21 protein-coding genes and 1 tRNA gene are annotated in these 23,467 nt (G+C 39.8%); 11 read left to right on the top strand and 11 right to left on the bottom strand.

What is annotated here, in order from left to right:
- Positions 1–12: 12 nt before the first annotated feature.
- Positions 13–282 carry a hypothetical protein gene (locus tag OCV73_RS07080; RefSeq protein ID WP_147550780.1) on the bottom strand — a complete coding sequence of 90 codons (270 nt, stop codon included), beginning with the start codon at positions 280–282 and terminating at the stop codon, positions 13–15.
- Between the two features lie 407 nt (positions 283–689).
- Between OCV73_RS07080 and OCV73_RS07075 the strand changes: the two genes are divergently transcribed.
- Positions 690–1,403 (top strand): glycosyltransferase family 2 protein, encoded by a 714-nt coding sequence (locus OCV73_RS07075; RefSeq protein ID WP_147550778.1) that lies wholly within the window; start codon positions 690–692, stop codon positions 1,401–1,403.
- An 11-nt stretch (positions 1,404–1,414) separates the two neighbouring features.
- A complete protein-coding gene (locus OCV73_RS07070) occupies positions 1,415–2,890 on the top strand; it encodes a hypothetical protein (protein WP_147550776.1) in 1,476 nt (491 codons plus the stop codon).
- Positions 2,891–2,957: 67 nt separating this feature from the next.
- Here OCV73_RS07070 and OCV73_RS07065 read toward each other — a convergent pair whose 3' ends face one another.
- Genes OCV73_RS07065 through OCV73_RS07055 form a run of 3 tightly spaced genes read right to left on the bottom strand, consistent with a single transcriptional unit; the run spans position 2,958 to position 8,650 of the window.
- Positions 2,958–4,349: an efflux transporter outer membrane subunit gene (locus OCV73_RS07065; RefSeq protein ID WP_147551065.1), complete on the bottom strand. Its 1,392-nt coding sequence runs from the start codon at positions 4,347–4,349 to the stop codon at positions 2,958–2,960.
- A 2-nt stretch (positions 4,350–4,351) separates the two neighbouring features.
- Entirely contained in the window at positions 4,352–7,456 is a 3,105-nt protein-coding gene (locus tag OCV73_RS07060; RefSeq protein WP_147550774.1) for an efflux RND transporter permease subunit, read from the bottom strand.
- A gap of 3 nt (positions 7,457–7,459) precedes the next feature.
- Entirely contained in the window at positions 7,460–8,650 is a 1,191-nt protein-coding gene (locus tag OCV73_RS07055; RefSeq protein ID WP_394802952.1) for an efflux RND transporter periplasmic adaptor subunit, read from the bottom strand.
- Between the two features lie 437 nt (positions 8,651–9,087).
- Here OCV73_RS07055 and OCV73_RS07050 point away from each other — a divergent pair, with 437 nt between their 5' ends.
- The 4 genes from OCV73_RS07050 to OCV73_RS07035 all read left to right on the top strand — a co-directional run bounded on the left by OCV73_RS07050 (position 9,088) and on the right by OCV73_RS07035 (position 12,746).
- Positions 9,088–10,140 carry an AI-2E family transporter gene (locus OCV73_RS07050; RefSeq protein WP_147550770.1) on the top strand — a complete coding sequence of 351 codons (1,053 nt, stop codon included), beginning with the start codon at positions 9,088–9,090 and terminating at the stop codon, positions 10,138–10,140.
- Positions 10,141–10,223: 83 nt separating this feature from the next.
- On the top strand, positions 10,224–10,901 hold the full coding sequence (locus OCV73_RS07045; protein WP_147550768.1) for a response regulator transcription factor: 678 nt from the start codon (positions 10,224–10,226) through the stop codon (positions 10,899–10,901).
- 31 nt (positions 10,902–10,932) lie between these two features.
- Positions 10,933–12,204, top strand: coding sequence for a sensor histidine kinase (locus OCV73_RS07040; protein ID WP_147550766.1), 1,272 nt, complete (start codon positions 10,933–10,935; stop codon positions 12,202–12,204).
- A 104-nt stretch (positions 12,205–12,308) separates the two neighbouring features.
- Positions 12,309–12,746 carry a PepSY-like domain-containing protein gene (locus OCV73_RS07035; RefSeq protein WP_147550764.1) on the top strand — a complete coding sequence of 146 codons (438 nt, stop codon included), beginning with the start codon at positions 12,309–12,311 and terminating at the stop codon, positions 12,744–12,746.
- A gap of 66 nt (positions 12,747–12,812) precedes the next feature.
- Here the strand turns inward: OCV73_RS07035 and OCV73_RS07030 are convergent, their stop codons facing one another.
- The 4 genes from OCV73_RS07030 to rd form a co-directional block, all read right to left on the bottom strand.
- Positions 12,813–13,349: an FHA domain-containing protein gene (locus OCV73_RS07030; RefSeq protein WP_147550762.1), complete on the bottom strand. Its 537-nt coding sequence runs from the start codon at positions 13,347–13,349 to the stop codon at positions 12,813–12,815.
- 11 nt (positions 13,350–13,360) lie between these two features.
- A complete protein-coding gene (locus OCV73_RS07025) occupies positions 13,361–14,416 on the bottom strand; it encodes a lysylphosphatidylglycerol synthase transmembrane domain-containing protein (protein WP_147550760.1) in 1,056 nt (351 codons plus the stop codon).
- Positions 14,413–15,573, bottom strand: coding sequence for a glycosyltransferase (locus OCV73_RS07020; RefSeq protein WP_262512905.1), 1,161 nt, complete (start codon positions 15,571–15,573; stop codon positions 14,413–14,415). Before OCV73_RS07020 ends, OCV73_RS07025 begins: the two co-directional genes overlap by 4 nt.
- A 160-nt stretch (positions 15,574–15,733) precedes the next feature.
- A complete protein-coding gene (gene rd / locus OCV73_RS07015) occupies positions 15,734–15,898 on the bottom strand; it encodes a rubredoxin (RefSeq protein WP_147550758.1) in 165 nt (54 codons plus the stop codon).
- A gap of 184 nt (positions 15,899–16,082) precedes the next feature.
- On the opposite strand from rd, the gene OCV73_RS07010 reads away from it, so the two are divergent.
- The 5 genes from OCV73_RS07010 to OCV73_RS14570 all read left to right on the top strand — a co-directional run bounded on the left by OCV73_RS07010 (position 16,083) and on the right by OCV73_RS14570 (position 19,273).
- Positions 16,083–16,156 (top strand) — tRNA-Met (locus OCV73_RS07010).
- Between the two features lie 348 nt (positions 16,157–16,504).
- A complete protein-coding gene (locus tag OCV73_RS07005) occupies positions 16,505–17,578 on the top strand; it encodes a helix-turn-helix domain-containing protein (protein ID WP_147550756.1) in 1,074 nt (357 codons plus the stop codon).
- A 123-nt stretch (positions 17,579–17,701) separates the two neighbouring features.
- Positions 17,702–18,256 carry a hypothetical protein gene (locus tag OCV73_RS07000; protein WP_147550754.1) on the top strand — a complete coding sequence of 185 codons (555 nt, stop codon included), beginning with the start codon at positions 17,702–17,704 and terminating at the stop codon, positions 18,254–18,256.
- Positions 18,257–18,281: 25 nt separating this feature from the next.
- A complete protein-coding gene (locus OCV73_RS06995; protein ID WP_147550752.1) occupies positions 18,282–18,671 on the top strand; it encodes a nuclear transport factor 2 family protein in 390 nt (129 codons plus the stop codon).
- 260 nt (positions 18,672–18,931) lie between these two features.
- Positions 18,932–19,273 carry an IPT/TIG domain-containing protein gene (locus OCV73_RS14570; protein WP_147551061.1) on the top strand — a complete coding sequence of 114 codons (342 nt, stop codon included), beginning with the start codon at positions 18,932–18,934 and terminating at the stop codon, positions 19,271–19,273.
- Positions 19,274–19,332: 59 nt separating this feature from the next.
- On the opposite strand, the gene glpC is transcribed toward OCV73_RS14570, so the two are convergent.
- From glpC to glpA, 3 genes are read right to left on the bottom strand one after another with little or no spacing between them, the layout of a single operon-like run.
- Complete coding sequence (glpC, locus tag OCV73_RS06990; protein WP_147550750.1) at positions 19,333–20,562, bottom strand: anaerobic glycerol-3-phosphate dehydrogenase subunit GlpC; 1,230 nt, start codon at positions 20,560–20,562, stop codon at positions 19,333–19,335.
- Complete coding sequence (glpB, locus tag OCV73_RS06985; RefSeq protein WP_147550748.1) at positions 20,559–21,818, bottom strand: glycerol-3-phosphate dehydrogenase subunit GlpB; 1,260 nt, start codon at positions 21,816–21,818, stop codon at positions 20,559–20,561. Before glpB ends, glpC begins: the two co-directional genes overlap by 4 nt.
- The gene (gene glpA, locus OCV73_RS06980; RefSeq protein ID WP_147550746.1) at positions 21,815–23,461 is read right to left on the bottom strand and encodes an anaerobic glycerol-3-phosphate dehydrogenase subunit A; all 1,647 of its coding nucleotides are present in this window, start codon (positions 23,459–23,461) and stop codon (positions 21,815–21,817) included. Before glpA ends, glpB begins: the two co-directional genes overlap by 4 nt.
- Positions 23,462–23,467: the final 6 nt, after the last annotated feature.

Here is a 23,467-nt window from a genome sequence, read left to right as displayed (position 1 = left end):
AAATTTTACCCTCTATGTAAGACAAGTATAAAAAGGAGGGGCACGTAAAGAGATTACCTTCTTACCGATATTCCCTACATCCGGATTGGTAAGACGAATAACCAGCACAGCAAGTACCACAAGAAAAATTACCGACGACGTACAAACCGCCGGGATATCCTCACTTCCAAATGAGGATAATTGATGGATCAGTTGGAATTGAGCCGGGGTATGCTGATGTGCTGGCTGGTCGGCATTATCTTTTTTGAAAGGGTGTGAATGGACGATCGTCACACCATTCATAATATGACTATGCGTAAAAAGAGTAATATTCCCGAAATATATCAAAAAGAATATCGGAAAAAAATATCGGAAAAATTTTACGCACTTTTCTTTCATACAGACTGCAAAGTTAACAAATATATTTTATGCTAATGCTGTTTATAGAACCTTAATAAAATCGTTTTATCGGATAAACCATTTTAAAAGGTTATAATTCATATTCATTTCCAACTAATGCACTCCTACCATATAAATATTTTTTAAAATAATTACAGGATTAACGCTTTCATCATTGGATAAATAAATATATTTTTGAGACATAATTCGTTACTTTATTTAACGGAGCTTCAAGCAAATATAATAAATGTTATTAACTTTGCTCAAAAACATACCGGAAGAACCGGTTTTACACCCAAAATCAAATAAGTATGCCTCATTATACGCTATCCATAATCATACCTGCTTATAACGAAGATAAAACGATCCGGCAGATACTCGACAAAATATGCCAGGTAAAACTAATGGACGGGGTAAAAAAGGAATTGATCGTCGTCGACGACTACTCGACAGATTCGACAAAAGCCACGGTAGATAGCTTTATCTATGAACATACATCCGAAAATATACTCTATAAAAAACACACAAAGAACCGGGGAAAAGGAGCCGCCATACGTACCGGGCTCTCTTTTGCCACGGGAGATTACATCATTATACAAGATGCCGATCTGGAATATGATCCTGCTGATTATAATATTTTATTGAAAGAGCTCATTCACAACCAGGCCAAAGTCGTTTACGGCTCACGTTTTCTTATTAAAGAAAATAAACATTCCTATAAAAGATTCTATTATGGAGGCCTGTTGGTCTCTGCTATTACCAATATCCTGTATGCCCAGAACCTGACAGATGAACCGACTTGTTATAAAGCTTTCGAAGCTACATTTTTAAAAGCGATTCCGTTGAAATGCACAAGATTCGAGTTCTGTCCGGAGGTCACGGCGAAAACAGCCAAAAAAGGCATTAAAATAAAAGAAGTTCCTATACACTATTATCCGCGCTCCATCGATGACGGAAAGAAAATACGATGGACAGATGGTCTGGAAGCTATATGGACCCTTATAAAATATCGTTTTATCAATTAAATTCTAGTACTATGAAAAATTTCCGGAACTTTCTCAGATATATGTCAGAAAAAGAACAAAAGTGGGAATTTTGTGTTCTGTCTGGAATAATCTGTATACTGGGATCTATTTTTTACTACCTGTATCCGTTCCCGTTCGTATTTCCTGACTCCGGAGCTTACATTGCCGCAGCTAATGACAATATACAAAATGTATATCGTCCCATGGGATATTCCAATTATTTACAGATATTACACAGCATAAACGGACACATATCCTTTGTGTTTATCGCTTCATACGCACTGAACAGTATAGCTTCACTATTCCTGCTGTATTCATTTAAATATCTGTCGAACATCAGAAACAGATACTTGTTCTACACTTTATGTGCATGCGTATTTCTCTCTCCCACTATATTATTCAGCACAAACTTCATTATGAGCGACGGGATATTCAATACCCTTACGATAGTTTTTATAGCGACTGCTTTGTGGCTGATATACACATCTAATATCTGGATAATTCTTTTACATCTCTGTTGCCTGGCTTTATTATATAAGACCAGGTACACAGGTATGTTCTACGTTCCCATTTCCATGATCGCTTTATTCATATCGGCGCAACGGAATAGAATGATATGGCGTCTGGCTCTATCCTGCGTTCCGGTTATCTTATCATTATTTTTACAAAGTTCAGCTAAACACGAATATAAAAGAATCAGCGGAGTGAATATGGCTTCAGGATTCGAGGGATGGCAACTCATGAACAACGCTTCAGTACTTATTCCCAAGGCAAAGTCCTTGCCCGAAACAAAATTCGATACACAACTGGAACAAGTTTATCATCAATTTCTAAAAACTTGTCCCGATTCTTTATTTACTACTCAAAAGGCTTTAACAACCGGTTTAATGTGGGACAAAGCCTCCCCTTTCAAAAAATTCATGATCTATTATGGAAGAACAACCCGGCACAAATACGAAACTGCCTGGGCCGAAACCGGAGCATTATATTCAAAATATGCACGTCAGTTAATCTTTACCTTCCCGCTGTCTTTCCTGACCGATTACGCTATACCGTCTTTCCTCAGTTTCTTTGAATTCAGAAAAATTACCGAAGACCAGATCGAGTTCAAAAACCAAAGATACTTCCATCAATATTACGGGATAGAGACAGATAGCTACAAACATAAGCATTCCTTTTTTTCAGACCTGAATCCCGTAAGACATATATTCCATTACATATACTGGTTCCTTTTGGGAGGAAGTATTATCTACTATTTTTTCACATTTCAGAAATATCGTTTTAAAGAAAAGGACCGGCAGGCAGCAGGAATCTTACTGGCCTTTATTACCATATATATAGTCGTATCGGCGCTTGCCAGCCCCAATACGACATGGAGGTATGCCATGCCTATCTATATTCCGTCTGTCCTGTTTATGGCCTATATGTGGAACATTTACCGACATCCTTCGGAAATTATAAATAGAGAAACAAACGCACAGAAATAATAATTATCCATAGCAACGGCGGGAGGGGATAATATTATCCCCTCCCGCCGTTGGCCCGATCGCAATATCAATATACATTAGTATCCCAACCGCCACCGAGAGCCTTGTACAAACGCACAATAGCGATCTGTTCGTCCCGGATAGCATTGCTTAAGCCTATCTGTGCATCGAAATATCCCCTTTGGGCGTCCAGTACATCCAGATAATTAATAATGCCGTTGAAATACTGTAATTGGGCCAGTTCCACATAACTCTTCGAAGCTTGCTCCAATTTCCGTTTGGATTCGTATGCCTCTTTCATTTTATTAAAATTCACGATTGCATTGTTTACTTCTTTAAACGCATTCAGAACGCTTTTCTCATATCCATAACAAGCCTGCTCGTAAACTGCTTTCTGTGCTTTATATTTAGCAATATTTTTGCCCGAATTGAAAATAGGGGTCAGCAAATTAGCACCGAGTAACCCATAAGGCGATTTCAAAAAATCGGATAAAACAGAACTCTCCAGACCATATTGTCCGGTCAGCGCAATCCGGGGAAACATATCGGTAAATGCTATTCCCACCTGGGCATTAGCCGCTATAAGTTTTTGTTCCGCCTCACGCATATCCGGACGACGTTTCAACAAATCTGATGGCAATCCCACCGGTAAATATTCTGGTAATGTTATCTCTTGTTTCATTATGCCTCGCTTCACTGCATTAGGATATTCACCCGCCAGAAAAGCGATATCGTTCTCTTTATTGACAATCTGTCTTTCAAGTTCAGGAACAAGAGTTGCAGTACGGGCAAGCTCCACTTGTGCCTGCTGATAAGATGTCTCGGAGGTAAGTCCACCTTCAAAACGCAGTTTTGCCTGCCGGACTCCCTCTTCCCGGGTAGCCAATGTACGACGCACGATAGATAATTCGTTATCCAGTGCAATAAGCTCGAAATAAGCCTCGGCAACCGTAGCTACCAACGTCATCTGCAAGGCACGCTGCGCTTCAACCGATTGCAAATACTCTGCGATCCCCTTTTCACGTCCCCAACGAAGATTACCCCACAGATCCAGTTCCCAGGAAAATAATAATTTTCCTTCGAATGTATTGGTTATATCCTTATTATTCCCACCGTCATTCTCAAATTCCCGTTCTGCAGAGATTTTACCGCCCACGGAAGGAAGCAGGTTCGCCAGATCGATACGTTTTAATATCGCCATTTCTTTAATACGGGAAGTAGCAATGAGCATATCTTTATTATAAGCCAATGTTTTATTAATCAGAGACTGAAGAACCGTATCGGTATATACTTCCCACCATTTCAAATCGGCATACACGGCAGAGTCCTGCTCACCCGGAACGATGGTTTCCGGCAAATGAAGATCCGGTCTCACATATTTCCTCCCTATTTTACAGGAAGAAAACAGCAGCAACAAAACCGCCAGAGGCAGAACAAAAAATTTCACATCGGATTTCATATTCATGATAACTTCGTTTTAATTTTCGCCTTCACTTTATAAATAGCAACAAAGAAGAAAGGAACCAGCACAATACCTATAGTAATGGAAAATAGCATTCCGAAAAAGACTCCGGTACCTATCGCCTGACGGCTGGCCGAACCGGGACCGCTGGCAAGTACCAGTGGTAACATTCCCAAAATAAATGCAAGGGATGTCATCAAAATAGGCCGGAAACGTAACTGAGCCGCATGTATAGCCGAACGGACAATATTATCACCTTTGTCTACCTGTACTTTGGCAAATTCTACGATAAGAATAGCATTCTTGGCAGCCAGTCCCACAAGCATCACCATTCCTATCTGAAAATATACATTATTCTCCTGTCCGCATATCCATACTCCCAAATAGCAACCCAGTACGGCAATAGGAAGCGATAATAATACGGCGATAGGGACGGTCCAGCTTTCATATTGCGCTGCCAGGAACAAAAAGACAAAAAGAAATACCAATGCCATTACTACAGCCGTTTTACCGTCGGCTTGTTTCTCCTGGTAAGAAAGACCGCTCCATTCCACTCCTATATTGGATGGCAAATGTTCGTCAGCTATCTGTTCCAGTATTTCCATGGCCTGTCCGGTACTGTATCCCTGAGAAGCCACCCCTCTTATAATAGAGGTATTGAACATATTGAACCGTTTTATATTACCGGGACCGGTCGTATAAGTGGCCGTCCCCAGCGAAGTCAGAGGAATCATAGCTCCTTTACTGCCCTTTACAAAGAACAAATTGATATTATCCTTATGCACACGGTAAGGAGCTTCGGCCTGAATATATACTTTATAAATGCGGTTGAACATATTGAAATCGTTAACATATACCGATCCCGTATAGGCTTTCATCGTAGAAAAGACATCGGACAACGGCACCCCCTGCATTTTAACCTTATCCCGGTCCACATCGAAATACAACTGCGGGATCTCCGACTGCAGAGAAGAAGATACGCCCGAAAGCTCTTTCCGTTTCGAAGCATAATAAAGAAGTGTATCGGTAGCCCGTTCCAGATCGGTAAGCGTAGCGTTACCACGTGCTTCCAGCTCCATTTCAAAACCACCGGAAGTGCCCAGCCCCGGAATAACAGGAGGTGTACTCAAAAATACTTTGCTTTCTGGATACTGACTTAATTCTTCACGGACTGCTTCCATAATTTCATCCAAAGTCACATCTTCCCGTTCCTTCCAGGGTTTCAGAATAACGGTCAGTTCGCTTCTTGCCTGATTACTTCCCACACGCGGACTGCTTCCGGTCACATTTTGTACATATTGTACATAAGGATTCTCCTTTAAAAATTTTATAGCCCTATCTGTCACCGCCCGGGTTCGCTCCAACGTAGCCCCTTCCGGTAACTCCAATTCGACCTTAAAATATCCCTGATCTTCCTGCGGCATAAAACTTGTCGGAATACGGGCATTCAGAATAAAGATAAATATAAGTGTCAGCCCGAAACCAGCCATAACTCTTTTGCGGTGATTCATGGCACTTAATATAAACCGGGTATATTTACGATTGCCTTTTGTCAACCAATAATTAATATAACGGAATACTATGTTCTTTTTCTTCCCACTGGACGGCTTAAGAATCAGAGAGCACATAACAGGACTTAATGTAAGGGCTACAATAGTAGATATAAGTACCGAAACGACAATCGTTACAGTAAACTGCCGGTAGAGCTGTCCCACGATACCGCTCAGGAAACTCACAGGAACGAATACGGCACACAAAACCAAAGATGTCGCAATAAGCGCGCTGCTTAATCCTTTCATGGCCTTTTTGGTTGCCTCGTATGGATTCAGCTTTTCTTCCGTCATGATACGTTCCACATTCTCCACAACGACAATCGCATCATCTACAACGATACCGATAGCAAGAATAAGGCCTAAGAGAGTAAGCATATTCAATGAAAATCCGAAAATAAGCATGAATCCGAACGTCCCGATCAATGAAATAGGTACTGCAACAATAGGTATCACTGTCGCTCGCCAACTTTGCAGTGAAAAAAACACAACCAGTATAACGAGGAATAATGCTTCGAACAACGTCTTATATACTTCGTGTATAGACTGTGATATATAAGTAGTCATATCGAACGGAATCTCATAGCCGAGACCTTCGGGAAAGTCTTCGCTTATTTCTTTCATGGCTTCTTTAACGCGATTAGCCACCTCCATCGCATTAGCACCCGGCAACATATTGATACTCAATACAGCAGCATTCTCTCCGTTAATACCGCTTTCCGTACTATAAGAAGAAGCTTCCAGAGATATACGGGCTACATCTCTCAGACGTATAAGCGAACCATCGGGATTGGCACGTATCACAATCTCTTCGAACTCCGTAACAGAAGATAAACGCCCTCGGGTAGTGATGGGAATAGTAACATCCAGCCCCGTTACCGGTTGTTGTCCCAATACACCCGCCGCCGATTCCCGGTTCTGATCTTTAAGTGCATTCTGCAAATCTTGTACCGTAAGTCCGAAACTGGCGAGACGGTCGGGTTGAACCCATATTTGCATGGCATAGTAACGGCTACCTATATTGGATACACGCCCCACCCCGGGAATACGTCTCAACATATCCAGGACATTGATGGTAGCAAAATTACTCAAATATATCTCGTCGAACTTCGGGTCAGAAGAAGTAAGAGTAATCGTCAGCAATTGGCTGGCCGCTTGTTTTTCCACCGACAGACCATTTTGTATAACCTCGGCAGGAAGACGGGATTCAGCAAGTTTTATACGATTCTGGATCTCAACGGCAGCCAGGTCCGGATCAGTTTCGATATCGAACGTTACCGTTGCGGAGAAACCACCCGAATTAGTACTGCTGGACTCCATATAAAGCATCCCCGGAGTTCCGTTCAGTTCCTGTTCTATAGGAGTAGCTACAGCCTGGGAAACTGTTTGGGCACTGGCACCCGGATATGAGGCACTGATCTTTACCACAGGCGGTGTAATTTGCGGATATTGATCGATAGGTAAAAACGCAAGTCCTATCATTCCTATTATAACGATAACTATTGATATGACAGCCGAAAAAACCGGACGGTCAATAAAAAAATTCACATTCATCTTCTACTCTGTTTTAGATTCCCCTGAAGGTTTCACAGGTACGGTCACTTTCACTTTCATCCCGGGAGCCAGCTTATGAAAACCCTCTACTACAATATTTTCACCAACAGCCAAGCCTCTTTCCACTACAAACTTATTTTCAATTTCGGGTCCCAATTCAATAAAACGTTTCTCTACCGTATTATCTTTACGTACCACGAAAATATAAGCTCCGCCTTTTTCTATAACAATAGCTTTGGACGGAACAGCTATGGCATCTTCCCTTACATCGAGGAGTAAACGAACTTTAGTGAACTGCCCCGGAAGCAAAATCTGGCCGGGATTCGGCATTTCCGCACGCACTGAAAATGTTCCGGTCTGGGGATCTACCTGGGGTTCGGCAAAATCAACAAGACCTCTCTGAGGATAGACCGAATTATCGGCCAAAGTAATAGTAACATAAGGATCCCAGGTACGGCTCGTATCACGTTGCCCCAGATTTACATTCCTCTCTTTACTCCTCAAATAATCCAATGCCGTCATACTGAAATCGACCAATACCGTGTCACTTTTCACAATCGTAGCCAATAATGACTTTCCCCCGGGGCCCACCAAAGTACCCAAATCAACATGACGTTCGCTGATGCGCCCTGAAAGCGGGGAACGTACAGTCGTATATCCAAGTTCCATTTCAGCTTGTGTCACATCGGCTTCACTCATCGAAACAGAAGCTGTAGCGCTTTCATATGTAGCGATAGCATTATCCAGATCGAGCTGGCTGGCGGCATTTTGCTCATAAAGCGGTTTGATACGATTCAGGTCCCGCTCTGCCTTTAACGCCAAAGCTTCATCTTTTTTCAACTGGGCCATAGCCTTATTCAGCTTGGCTTTGTATTGTTCCTGGTTAATGACAAATAAAACCTGGTTTTTCTGGACGGATGTACCCTCTTCAAACAACATTTTCTCTAAATAGCCTTCGACACGGGCACGCACCTCAACGAACTGCTGAGCTCTTACACGTCCCACATATTCTCCATACACCTCCACATCGGCCCGGCCCACAGGTGTAACTTCTACGGTAGGATACTCCTCCGGCTTCACTTCGGGCCTCAGCCAAATAAACAAAATCACTGAAAATAACAGTAGGATAATTACCGCAGAGATTATTTTCTTTCTGTCTAGCTTTACATTTGGGCGTTTTACTTTTACCATGATCAATTGTAACATTTAAGTGATATACCTTCTATCTGTAACATTTAATTCAAAGATAATGCCACAAATAGATAAAACCCTATTATATATCTATAAACCAAAGCATTAATACAAAACAGCCGTTACACATACTTGTAGAAATATGTGTGGCTGGTGCGGAATAATTCCACACTCTGTTTTAAATGGTGCGGAAAACACATCATACGCATTATAAATATACCAATGGTAGCCGATACACACGTTATACATTTTACAATATCCCGCCAATAATAAACATCTGATCTACATAAGCGCATTCTCTGTTTTCAATAACACGCCGGCTTATAAATAGTTTTTCACTTTTCACTATGAGATCATTAAAAATATACAGAAAGAAAAGGACAGAAAAAGAACCTTTTTACTATGATTTTGTTGAAAATTAATAATCATTTCTTACGAGCATGAAAGAACAATTCTGGAAATATTCGCTAATCGCTATGATATTAGGATTAGGCGTTATTCTATTCATCGAATTTATTCCTTTTTTCAGCGGCATATTAGGAGCATTGACCATATATATATTATTACGTAAACAAATGATATATTTTACGGATAAAAAGAAAATGCGCCGCAGCCTTATGGCGACATTACTTATCGGCGAGACCATTTTATGTTTCCTTATACCTCTTTCTCTAGTAGTATGGCTGGTAATCAATACCATACAGAATGTAAACCTCGATCCCAATTTGATAATAAAAGAAGTCGAACACTTAGCAGACCTGATATCGCAACGTACAGGATACAATCTCCTGCAAAAAGAGAATCTCAGATCGGTAGTATCTACCATTCCCTACATAGGGCAGTCTCTTATGGGAAACATCACCAGCTTCACCATCAATCTCTTCGTTTTGGTTTTCGTTCTCTATTTTATGCTTATCGGCGGCCGTAAAATGGAAACTTATATTTATGAAATATTGCCGTTTAACGAAGAAAATAAAAAAAGCGTTCTGGAAGAAATTAACGTTATCGTTACCTCGAATGCCATTGGAATACCTTTTCTCGCTATCATTCAAGGAATCGTAGCCATGATAGGATATTATTTCACAGGTGTCCCCAATCCCGTTTTCTTCGGCGTACTCACCTGTTTTGCCACCATAATACCTATATTCGGGACTGCTTTGATATGGTTTCCTCTCGTTATATACCTTATGATCGTTCATCACTGGGTAAACGCCATGATACTGGCCGCTTTTGCACTGATAGTCATAACGAACGTAGATAATCTGGCCCGCTTCATATTACAGAAGAAAATTGCCGACATACACCCATTGATAACCATTTTCGGCGTCGTAATAGGCTTATCGCTTTTCGGTTTTATGGGTGTCATTTTCGGACCTTTATTAATATCCATATTCCTGCTCTGTCTCAACATATTCAAGAAAGAATATCTTGATGACAAAGTACCGATAATTATAGAACCTGACTCTACTGAAAAACCGCACTCCGGGAACTAAAACAATGAAAATAAACACGGAAAACCGAAAATTTCAGATTTATTTCAGAAATATCTGCTTTCTTTGTCAGAAACTTAGATATTATGAAAATACTGATTATAGAAGATGATCCGGCACTAAGAGAGCTTATCTCCTGCTCTCTGGAAAAAGAACGTTACGTAACAGAAACAGCAGAAAACTATAGGACTGCTTTGCGCAAAATCGAGGATTACGACTATGACTGCATACTCCTGGACATTATGCTGCCTGACGGAAACGGACTTACCCTGTTACAGGAATTGAAAGAAATGGGAAAAAAAGAGAATGTAATCATTATATCGGCAAAAGATTCTTGTGAAGATAAAGTGACAGGACTTGACCTGGGTGCAGATGATTATCTGGCAAAACCTTTTCATCTGGCAGAACTGCATGCACGCATCAAAAGTGTTATCAGGCGGAAACAACTCAACGGAGAAATAAAAATCGAATACGGAAACATCTGCATTTTCCCCGAAAAGTTCAAAGTATTGATCGACCGGAAAGAAGTGGAACTTAACCGGAAAGAATATGATATCCTTTTATATTTTATTAATCGTCCGGAGCGGCTTATAAATAAGAATACTTTGGCCGAATCGGTCTGGGGAGACCATATTGACCAGGTAGATAATTTCGACTTCATATATGCCCAGATTAAAAATCTCCGAAAAAAAATGAAAGATGCCGGGGCCGTACCCGAAATCAAAGCGGTTTATGGCTTTGGCTATAAATTTGTTCTGGAATAATTTTCACATATCTTTTTCATAAAAATAAAATATGAAATTATTATATCGTATCACCATACGTCTTTCTTTGGCTCTATTATTCATTCTTTCCTGCTGGGCTGTATTTTTCTACTTTGCGATGATGGAGGAAATACATGACGAAGTAGACGACTCGCTGGAAGATTATTCCGAATCCGTCATAATCCGGGCGCTCACTGGGCAGAAGCTTCCATCCGAAAGTAACGGCTCTAATAATTTTTATTACCTGAAAGAAATTACAGCCGAAGAAGCCCGTATACGTCCCCAAATAAGTTATAACGACTCTACTATATATTTAAAAGAAAAAGAAGAAACGGAGCCGGCCCGTATATTGACTACTATTTTTAAAGACAAGGACGACACATACTTCGAACTTATCGTAGCGACTCCTTCTATTGAAAAAAAAGATATACAGCAATCCATTCTTTACTGGATAATATTCCTGTATTTAGCGTTATTGATTATTATCATCATTATAAATATATGGGTATTCTATAAAAGCATGAGTCCGTTATACGTACTGTTACGATGGCTGGATAGTTACAAAATAGGACAAAAAAATATTCCTTTAATAAACAATACCCGTATAACCGAATTCAGAAAACTAAACGATGCAGCCTTGCGTAATGCACGACGGGCAGAAGAACAATTCGAACAACAAAAGCAATTCATAGGAAATGCTTCACACGAGATACAGACACCCTTGGCTGTCTGCAGAAACAGACTGGAAATGTTGGCCGAAGATAATTCTTTGTCCGAAAAAAATTTGGGAGAAATTATAAAAACACTTCAAACCCTGGAATATATTTCCCGACTGAATAAATCACTGTTATTGCTTACAAAAATAGAGAACAGACAATTTACAGATATCCGGCAGATAGAACTAAATGAAATTATAAAGCGTTATATAGATGATTACCGGGAAATATATGAATATAAAAGAATTGATATCCACATAGAAGAAAAAGATGTCATGACTGTATCCATGAATGAGTCCCTGGCGGTTGTTCTGATTACGAATCTTCTGAAAAATGCATACGTACACAATAATGACAAAGGACGTATACATATATACTTATATTCCAAGTCTCTTACTATTTGTAATACAGGAGCAGATAAGGAGCTGGACAAAGAGCATATTTTCGAAAGATTCTATCAGGGAAAGAAAAAAGAGGGCTCTACAGGTTTGGGACTGGCTATTGCCGAATCTATATGCAGGTTATACGGTCTTCATATCCGGTATTACTATGAAAAAGGAGAGCATTGCTTTGAAATAAAAAAATAAATTTTTCCATCAGGAATAAATTTCAAATTCTTTTCAGTTTTGTCTCTCATCTTTGTCATACAAATAAAATAAAAACAAATATGAACTCTAAAAAACAAACTGTTATGAAAAAGTTATTTGTATTATTCCTTTGTGTCGCTACCCTTCCATTCATTGCCAAAGCTGACAATGACAAAGCCATTCAGTTCAATCAATTGCCCCAAATGGCTCAGCAATTCATTCAAAAGAACTTCACGAGCACTAAAGTATCTTATGTTAAAGAAGAATCGGAATTTATGGATAAAACCTATGATGTAATTCTTGCCAATGGTGACAAAGTGGAGTTTAATAAAAAAGGAGAATGGAAAGAAATAAATTGCAAGTTCAATCAAGTTCCGGCCAGTGTTATACCCGCACTTATCCAAAAACATATTACCGAAAACCACCCTAATACCACTGTCAAAAAAATAGAAAAGGACAAACGCGGTTATGAAGTAAAATTATCCAACGGACTGGAATTATATTACAACAAGCAATTCAATTTCGTAGGAATGGACGATTAATTTTTATTTAAACTGTAAAAACGCCGGATATCAAAAAAGTATCCGGCGTTTTTATAACATAATATATCACAAGTATATAGATAAGTCTTCGTTCACTTCTTCATCTGTTTCCGGAAAATAAATAATAAATGTAGTAGCTCCTATTGTAATCACATCACCGTTATTCAATCGTACACGGTCTTTGTCTCCCAATATTTCATTCCGGAGGAATGTTCCGGTAATACTGGGAAAATCACGAAGCGTATAAGTTAGTTTTCCTTTTTTATCCTGTTTGACCCGGATAATACAATGCCGGCGGTCCATACTCATATCTCCGCTTTCGATAGAACATTCTATTTCGGTCCCCTTACATTTACGTCCTATGGTATTATCTCCCGGTCGTAAAGGAAATTCCTGTTTATATCCGAAAGCATTTTCCAATACTACGATATAACCATAAGGAGCACCTTCCGTATCGTTCTCGTCATCTACAATCTCGGCCAACGTTTTATTGAACCGTTTTCCGCAATGAGGGCATACAAAAGAAATGGCACCACCGTTATCATACCGGGTTTCATTAAATGTAATTTTATTATCGCATTTAGGACAGACTACTCGTTTCATAAACAATAATTTTAAACAGACGGGACATTTTTATTCCAGTCTTTCAACCAACCCGGAACAATGAACGCACCGATAATAAGATAAACATAATAACTGATGATCCGCCAAAAGAAAGCAATCACTAATGCTACACCTGCAAAAGGAACCAGATCACTATAATACTCAGTAAATATATATTCGCTTAAACCGCTTCCCCCGGGAGTCGGGCTTATCATCAAAACCAGCCAGACGACCAACTGGCGTGCAAAGACCAACCACTGGTCGGCATGAGCCACAAAAGCCAGAAACAAAGCGTTTACCACCAAATAACGGGATGTCCAGGACATAGCTGTGGCTCCGAAAGCTTTAATCCAAAAACTTAAAGATTTACTCTTCAATTCTGCTGACGAACACACCAGATTCTTACCCAGTTCCCCTATATGAAGTTTCCACCTCCGCAATAACGGGAGTCTGAAAACAAAAAGCAACAAATGTTGCACCCAATGCGGCTTTACCAGCAATCCGACGAATAAAAGTACCGTCCATAAGAACACTACGATATATACAATCCAGAACGTGTATTTCATTCCTACGGAGAAACCGCTCACAGGTCCGAAAAGAGCAGCCTCCGGAGTTAATAAAAATATAATGGGGCAAGAAACTACGAAAAACAACTCATCCAAAAACAGAGTCGTCATCATTAGAGCCGTACTGCGTCCCATATTAATGCCTTCCCGGTTAAGGAATACAACAGCAAGACTGGAGCCACCTACAGCCGACGGTGTTATACAGGAAGTAAACTCACAAAGCATACACACTTTAAGCGATTGCAGCCAGGATAACTCTTTATCCGTAATGATCCGGAAACGCCAGCTCATGCCTACATCTCGTCCTATCATAAGAAGTACCCCTGCAATAATAGCAAACACGCTGTATTCGGACAAACGGATGCTGGCCCATACCTCAGGATTAAAATCCTTCCAGAACATATAACCTACGACCGTGAGTCCCAGCAATACAGGTATCCATATTTGCCAGGAACTGAAAGGTTTTGACCGGACCGTTTTTTTATCCTTATTGGTGCTCATTTTATTTTTTTCTGTATAACCCTATATCGGTCCACGACTTCATGTACTACATCTTCCCATGAACGGGCTATCGTATGAGAAGCCGCTTCACCGGCAAGACGTATTATCTGAGGCGATTCTGCCAGAAAAGATATCTTCCGGGCAAGTCCCGAAACTGTATTTTCCGTCAGAAAACCGTTCTCCCCATCTACGATAACTTCCGAAGCAGTTGCACCATTCAGCAAAATAGCTGGCGTATGCATTGCGGCGGCTTCTCGTAAAACCAACGGAGCATTATCATACATCGAAGGAAACAAAAACAAATCGGCCGCGGCATAATACCGTTTAATATCGGAACGATCGAGCAATACTCCCATTAATTTAATACGGTCGGACAGGCCATATTGTTCAATCTTCTCTTTCATTTCTCCGCAAGCATAGCCGTTACCTATAAAAAACATTTTGAAACGGATATCCTTTAGCAGGGCCAAAGCATCTATAATGAGCCCCACTCCTTTTTCCCATATATGCTGCCCCACGAACAGGAAAACCAGTTCTTCGTCAGCGATTCCCATATCCTTTCGGGCCTGCTCCCTGAGGAGACCGGGAGATTCCTTTCCCGAAAAGTCATTTCCGTTTTCCACTACGGTCACTTTTCCCTTATATCCGTATTCACGGATGGTATCTTCCACCGAAGCTTGAGGGATCCATACCTCATCGGCCGATTCATAAAACTTTACGATATTTCTTACCAGATAATCGACTATAGGCCGGCAGGAAATAGAATGGGTGAGATCCGACTTATATTTGGAATGAAAAGTGGCAATAAAAGGTATATGTTGCTTACGGGCAACATAACGGGCCAAACGCCCGGAAGAAAAAGGACAATGAGCATGTACCAGCGAAAAAGGAATACGTCCCAGACGGTAATATATTCTGAAATCTATCTCGGGAATGCCGTAACGATAAGGATATCTGCTGCGTATAGGTAATGAAGCATAACGATAGACAGGATAAGGCTCTCTATCTTTTTGTCCGAAATAACCAGGCGTAATTACACTTACATTCTCCGACATCCGGCGCAACCAATACACATAATTTTGTACCGTTAGTGTTACCCCGTCCATCACGGGAGGATAACTGTCATTGAACAGGCCAATACTTGCCTCTTGTTTCATTTTGATGTCTTATATCTGCTTAAATAATTCGCCTGCAAAGAAACAAAATAAAAACCAGAATCATATACTCTTAATTATAAAAAATGGCCGGATACGTATTACATACCCGGCTCTCCAAAATCTTTTTTAATGCGTTCCGTATCGCAATGACTACTGCCTATTATTCTTCGACAGGTTCGAAATCCTCTTTTCCTACACCACATTCCGGACATACCCAATCATCGGGAAGATCTTCAAAAGCTACACCGGGAGCAATGCCGCCATCGGGATCTCCAACAGCAGGATCATAAATCCAATCGCATACTGTGCATACATACTTTTTCATATTCATTCTATTTTTATGTGAATAATATTAATTTAAACGGTCATACCCCCAAAAAGATTATATCAAACGGTTACTTTTATCTTAAAAAATAAAAAAAAGAACTATTCTCAACTAAACTATTGCATAGTAAAAAAAATCATCCTATCTTTGCACCGCATTTGAATAAAATGTACTTTGAAATGTTGGCGAGATAGCTCAGTTGGTTAGAGCGCATGATTCATAATCATGAGGTCCCGGGATCATGCCCCGGTCTCGCTACTCTCTTTAGGCAGTTGTTTTGATTATGACAACTGCTTTTTTTATATCGGCCAGACCCATCATTACCCTTAATCACAAAGATATAACAAGACATTCCCCAATCATTTTCAACATAGAAATTTCCCTTACAAACTATTGATAATATATATTTTATTATCATTTCCTACATATAATTTTAATTTTTCTCCCATAAAATCAATATTTTTTTAATACCTTGCTACTTTCTTTTGAAGAAACTCATATAAAACACAAATATCATATATCCGATTACTAATTTAATCATTATCATTTCAAAAAAAGAAACACCCCTTTTATTTCAAACTTTCAAAAACAAGCCAAGCCTTAAATATGGAATTCACAAATCTTTTTTATTTCGCACACGGCATCTGCAGTATGTTCTTTTTAATGTTGAGCGTTTACTTTCTACGGGGAGAGCGAAGCAGATTGAAACAATTACTGGGCTATATCTTACTAATATGGTTCCTTTTACTGGTAAAAGATTTGTTCTTCTTAAAACATGCCATAAGAACAGATGAATATTCTGTCCGCTTATTACTCTCTATCGACCTTCTGGCACTTCCTACCGGAACATTTTTCCTATTCGAATTATTGAAACCTTATACTGTAACCTGGAAAACTATATGGACACATGAGCTTCCCTTTTTATTATTAATATTGTTGTATGCGCTTACCGAAGATACCGGACTATATTATTTTATTCTGTTATTCGGTCTGGCTTACGGACTGACGATCGTATATTTCGTTTTAAAGAAAATGAAATTATACAACATAGTACTGAAAGAAAACTACTCCAATACCGATAATGTCAACGTCCGATGGTTAACCACCACTTCCATTTTACTGGTAGCTTGTATGTTCGCATGGACAATTACATCCTTTTATGTGACAGACTGGGGTGACACATGCTATTATTTTTTCTGTTGCTACATCTGGGGATTTATCTCGTTCCGGACAAAACATCAGGAAATAGCATCCCGGGAGTTCTTTGATGAACCGGACAATTCATACGAGCAAAACAACCAATGCAATAACGAAGCCAAACAAAACAACGTAAATTCATTAATTTTAAAATTAGAGGAAACGCTTTCCGATAAAAAACTATATCACAATCCCCGATTGACGTTACAGGATACGGCAAAAGAATTAGGAACAAACCGAACCTATCTTTCTTCCTGTTTAAATAACGAGTTACATACCACATTTTACGATTATATTAATTCTTTTCGCCTGAAAGAAGTCGAAGAAATGTTCCATAGCCAAGAATATATAAACTGTACGATTGAAGAACTCGCTCAGAAATGCGGATTCAATTCTGCGTCTACTTTCCGCCGTGCATTTGTCAAAACATACGGTTGCACTCCCTTGAAATACCGCAAAAAATGTGAAATAACAACGATTTAGAGGCCGAATTTGTAAGAATGACGCTTTCTTTTGTTTTAAAGGAGCCTGCCGATAATCTCTTCAGCTTATATTTGTCACACGGTGAAAAATATAATAAATACACAAATTAATTAAATCAATGTTATGAAAAAAATTATTTGTATGGCCATGACCTTACTACTAGTCATGGGAAGTGCATTTGCCCAAAATGAATCCAAAAAGAAGGGAGGATTTTGGAGTAAAGTTAAAAAAGGAGTAGAGTCAACCACGGGCTTAGATGTATCTAAAGAAACCTTGTTCGTATATCCTACCATAGGAGAATGGAAAATGCAGTTTGTCAGTGCAATCGGTGATCCTGAAACAGGCGTTGTTTCAGTCAAAATCAAAATAATGCCGTTAGCAAAACAAGGGTCTGCATTTCTGAAATTGACAGAAGTTATAGACGAGAAAAAAAATGTTTTACCCGAAGGCAAGTTTTGGAAAGAAACCAGCAAATTTATGACACGAGATCTTTCCGAATCACCTCTTTACAACGACTTGGAACCTAATACCTACAGCGAATATACTTTTCAGCCCATTGCAGTGCCCGAAGGCTCCAAAAATATAAGTGCACTAAAATTTACATTAGAAGCACAAAATTCCCAATTAAAAGGTTTTGAAGTCCGTGACATTCCTATCGAATGGATAAAAACAGAATAATAAAAACAAAATAAATACTCCGATCATGAAAAAAATATCATTAATTCTATCCGTAATTTTCTCTGCAGTATTATTCGTTTCCTGCAGCAATAGCAAAGCCGACACTCCGTCGGCAGCAGCTGAAGCCTATTATAATGCCATGAAAGACGGAAATTTTGAGAAAGCATTATCTTATAGTCTATTAGAAGATGAAAAAGATATACAAATGGTTGTTAGTGGTCTGAATGAATTAAAAAAAGGCGGATTTGAAATAAAAGATTTTAAAATTCTTTCTGAAGAAATTTCAGAGGACGGTGAGAACGCTCATGTAAAAGTCGAAGTAACCACCATACAGAAGCAAGGACAGGAATCCCAAACAGAAACAGATGATATGCCTGTTACAAAAGTTAATGGCATTTGGCGAGTAGGGCTTTAATTAATAATTACTTTTTGTCTGTTTTTTTAGAGGTTCATCAAAGATGAGCACTCATTTATCAGTCCTACAGCATTAAAATTTATTTTACTTACTTGAAATATTTGTTTTCTTAAACAAATATGACTCTGCTGGAACAATGCATCCATCTTTTGTTTCGGCAGAGTTTTTTATTATCTCAAATAGATAATTCACAGAATTGATTTTCTAAAAAAAATACCATTTAATTAAAAAAACATTATCTTTGCAAGTAGTTAACTTTTATTCGGAGATGTAGTATAACGCCTTATATCAAAACACAAACATTTACATATTATGGTTCAACTACTTATTTTGTCCCTACAAATTATAAAAAACCCGTTATAGACAATATATCACCTGTAAGCGGAAACGAAAGTGGAACTATAACTATTAACGGTTATTATTTCTCCGAAAATAATGATAGAAACAGAATATACATAGGCAATAAGAAAATACACACAACATCTTCTTCTTATCATAAAATAACTGCAATACATTCCAATATACAACCCGGAACTTATCATCTTACACTCAAAGTAGGAGAAAAAGAGTTCACCCTGGAAAACTCATTCACAGTACATTAATTTAAAAAATAAGAAAGCCGTATCGGAATGTCTTTGTCAATACGGCTTTTTTATTTTAATTATCCCTCCTCAGTTTCCAATGCCATAGCCAAGATCGAAACAGGATGTTCACATCTTATCAAAGTAGACATTTCTATCTGCCATTTGCAAGTTTCACAATCGGTCACGACATATTCTATATCGCAAGCTTCTATTTGCCGGAATAAAAAAGAACCTATTGCCTGGGATGTTTCATAATTTTCTTTTTTAAACCCATAAGTCCCTGCAATTCCGCAGCACCGGGAATCGAGCACGGTAAGCTCCAGATTAGGAATTAGTTTAAGCAGTTCGATAGAATAATAAGACCAGCCTAATTTCTCCATATGACAAGGAGTATGATACGCCACCCTTATTTTTTTATCATTGAATTTTAATTTTTTCCTGATATCGGGCTCCATCAGTAAACGGTAAATATAACGCGACGCAAGTTCTATTCTATCCCGGACATCCGAATTTCCAATATCCAGCAAATGCGGATACTCGTCCCGTATAGTAAAAACACAAGTTGACGATGTCGCAATAACAGAAAGCTGATTATCGATAATAGCCCTTCTAATCGACCGCATGTTTGTCCGTGCTTGTCTTTTAGCCTGTTCTATAAGTCCGTTCGAAATCAGAGCTACTCCGCAACACTTTTCTTCATCCAGCAGTTGTACACCTATCGAGAGTGCATTCATCACTTTCACCAAATCTCTCCCTAGTTGCGGATTATTGTAATTGACATAACAACCGTGAAAATAAGCCACTTTCCTGGGAAAAAGGTTTTGCTTTTCTTTTTGTTTCTTCATCCAGCTTTCGAATGTAGCTACGGCATACTGCGGAAAAATACGCCTATGATCCACCCCCAAAACATTATCCAGCACTAATTTAGCCGGCTTCGACTTTAATACAGCATTTACAACAGGAGAAAACGGAGATACAGCCAGCGTTCCCATCAGGTCCGTATTAGCAAGCATATAATCACGTAACTTTGTTTTTTTCTTGTCGTGTTTAATACGGGCCAGTTGTATAATATCTCCTATACGCACATTTGAAGGACAAGCAACCTCACAACGTTTGCAATTCAGACAATACTTAAGTGCTTCGTCATAATAACCAGGATTCTTCAACCGTAACCGTTCTTCATCCGGGCCACCCTGTTTAGGCCCGGGGAAATCGGGATTAACTTCCAGAACCGGGCAATATACGGTACAAACCGTACACTTTATACACTGCTCAAAATTATTATTGCTAATATCCATTCCATTCATAATTCACGGTTCAATATCCGGTCTGCAACATACAAGGCACTTAACAATGAAACGCCTCCTCCTGATCCTTCCTTTATCGGGTTAAATCCGCTAAGGATAGCACCGGTTACGTATAGATTATCTATCACTTTTCCATCCTTCATGGCTTGAAAAGAATCTGTAGTTCTTACTCCGTAACTTTGATAGGCTTGAGTTTCATAAAAATCGGCACAAAACCAGTTCTCGCGCCCCGTTTCATAATCCACATCCAAATTTAAGACTGGCTCAAAAATACGTTCCCGGGTAGCTGACAGCCCCTGACTGAAAAAGCTGCCTGTGGCCAATACGGCAAATTCACACTCCAACGGAATATTCCCGTGATTAACAGTAAATACCTTTACCCCTTTATTTTCAAAACAGACCTTTTCCACACTATCGCCCAGCATATATACCCCCCCTAATTTCCTGAAATGATTACACAACAATTGTTGCGTTCGTATGCCTGCCACAGAAGGACCAAAAGACGATACCAGATAAACCGGTTTTCCTATCATTACAGATAATTTGTCTTGTACCGAAGCAGAATCCAATCCGATACATGCAGGAAGAATAACAATATCACTATCCAGACTGCCCTCCTTCAATACTTCCGCCAGTTCCTCCCGCACATCTTTTCTATCCAGTATGCGGGCAATATTAACGGACCTCATCTCGCTAGGATTATGTCGTTGCGTTCTCAGAGCCGGAAGAGATATAGTATGCATCCGAACTTTTATTCCGTCCTTTTCCAGCTTATCCGCTATGAACTTAGGATAGAAATCCAGAAAACCTGCAATATTAAAAACAGAGATTCTTTTCCAGGGGAAAGTCTCTCCGTTATCACTGGTAACAAAGCCTCGGACAGACAGCCACGTAGGTTTCAATACTCCGAGGGGAGTAAGTCTATAATGATTCGTTTCATTACCACCCGTCAGTTTCACACCGGCTTTTTCTAAAAAAGAATATGCTTCTTTTGCCAAAGATGCGCATAAGTCCGGACCTATTTTCGAATAGGGATGCCGGGGGTTCAATTTTACCAGCCGGGAAATAGAATCCAACGGATGAAGGACGATATTCTCTTCCGGAGTCGCATTAAGAAGATCAAACGAACCTGAAAAAAAATGCAAAGCACTTTGTCCGGAAGATACAATAGCACACTTTTTCCCTTTTTCCGACAGCTTTATTCCACACATCAAACCGCTCAGACCTCCCCCTATTATAACTGTATCGAATTTCATTTATCTTTCCCCTTTATTTGATATTTATCCAATCCGCAAATACCTTCATAAACCCACGAAGTATATTCGCTTTCCCTTAAGCTATTCCCCCAGGCGACAGGATATATGCCTTTCCATCTTTCATTCAGGAAATCAGCCAGATCTTCTTTCTGTCTTTGAGAACAAGAACCATTATGGCTATCCATGATACCGGCAGCCCGGCAAGCGCAAAGTTCTCCCTGGCAGGTTCCCATCCCTATTCTGGTTCGGCGCCGAAGGTCGACAAGATTCGTCACCCCCAATTCTTCTATAGCATACTGGACTTCTTTTACCGAGACTTCTTCACACTCACAAACCAAACCATTATCCGCATTATCTTTATTCGCTATAAACCCGGCTCTGTCGCCATGTCTGTGAATCAGGGATTCCCTGATAGCCGTCGGGAAAGAGACCAGTTTTTTTGTTATTCCACACGTATCTTCTCTGGATCCGGGAAGTTCAGCAGTCGCTGTCGTACATTCCGCACTTATATGAAGCTTTTTACATACCAGGTCCGTAGCTTGCTCCGCCATCAGGCGGTAAGTCATTAACTTACCGCCTGTAATGGTTATGAATCCACTCAGACCGTCTCGTTCTTCATGATCCAAAAGAACGATTCCACGGCTCACCTTACGGCCGGACGGATCATCATCCGAAGCGACCAAAGGCCGGACCCCGGCATAAGCACGCAAAATACGTGTATAAGCCAACGAAGGCGCCAGTTCCTCCCCTCCTCTCAATAAAATATCTACTTCTTGAGGAGTAACTTTCATATTATCTATCTCGTCATAAGGAACACGCGTAGAAGTAGTACCTATCAAACAAATCGTATCGCCGGGAACTAAAATGTCCGCATCGGCAGGTTTACGGCAACGATTCAGTACCATCCGGTTAATACGATGACCATAAATCAAAAGAGAACCTTTCGCCGGGAACATATTTACTTTCAAATCGGCATATTCCGAAATATGCTGTCCCCAAATTCCACCGGCATTTACAATAATATGGGCATATAATTGTTTCTTTTGTTTTGTCTTATAATCAAAAACATTCACCCCCACAATTCTATCCTGTTCCCGGATCAATCCGGTAACTTCATGATATGTGAATATTTTAGCTCCATGTTCCCGGGCATCCATCATATTTGCCATAGTGAGCCGAAACGGATCAACCGCACCGTCGGGAACCTTTACAGCTCCCACTATGTCAGGATTTACAGAAGGTTCCATATTCAAAGCCTCTTTCGGGTCCAGAATCTCCGTCTCGATTCCGGCAGCCATACAGCATTCAACAAATTTTTTCTGAAAATCAAGATCATCATCCGGCAAACTAACAAACAAACCTTCTGTCTGTTCCACACAATGCCTGGCTATATTTTTGAGAATACGGTTCTCTTTAATACATTCTTCAGCCGACTCCTTATCCGTCACGGCATACCTGGCTCCGCTATGTAGCAAACCATGGTTGCGTCCCGTTGCTCCGGTAGCAATATCGCTACGTTCTAGTAATACTGTACTCAATCCTCTACAAGCACAATCCCGGGCAACTCCTGCCCCGGTAGCGCCCCCCCCTATCACGATGACATCATAAGGTTTCGTTATATTTTGAAAATAGTTCTTCTCCATGAATAC

This window comes from Barnesiella propionica (genome assembly GCF_025567045.1).
GTDB classification, from domain to species: Bacteria; Bacteroidota; Bacteroidia; order Bacteroidales; family Barnesiellaceae; genus Barnesiella_B; species Barnesiella_B propionica.
The sequence above is the reverse complement of the archived record's forward strand: the minus strand, read 5'-3'. Positions and strand labels throughout refer to the sequence as shown.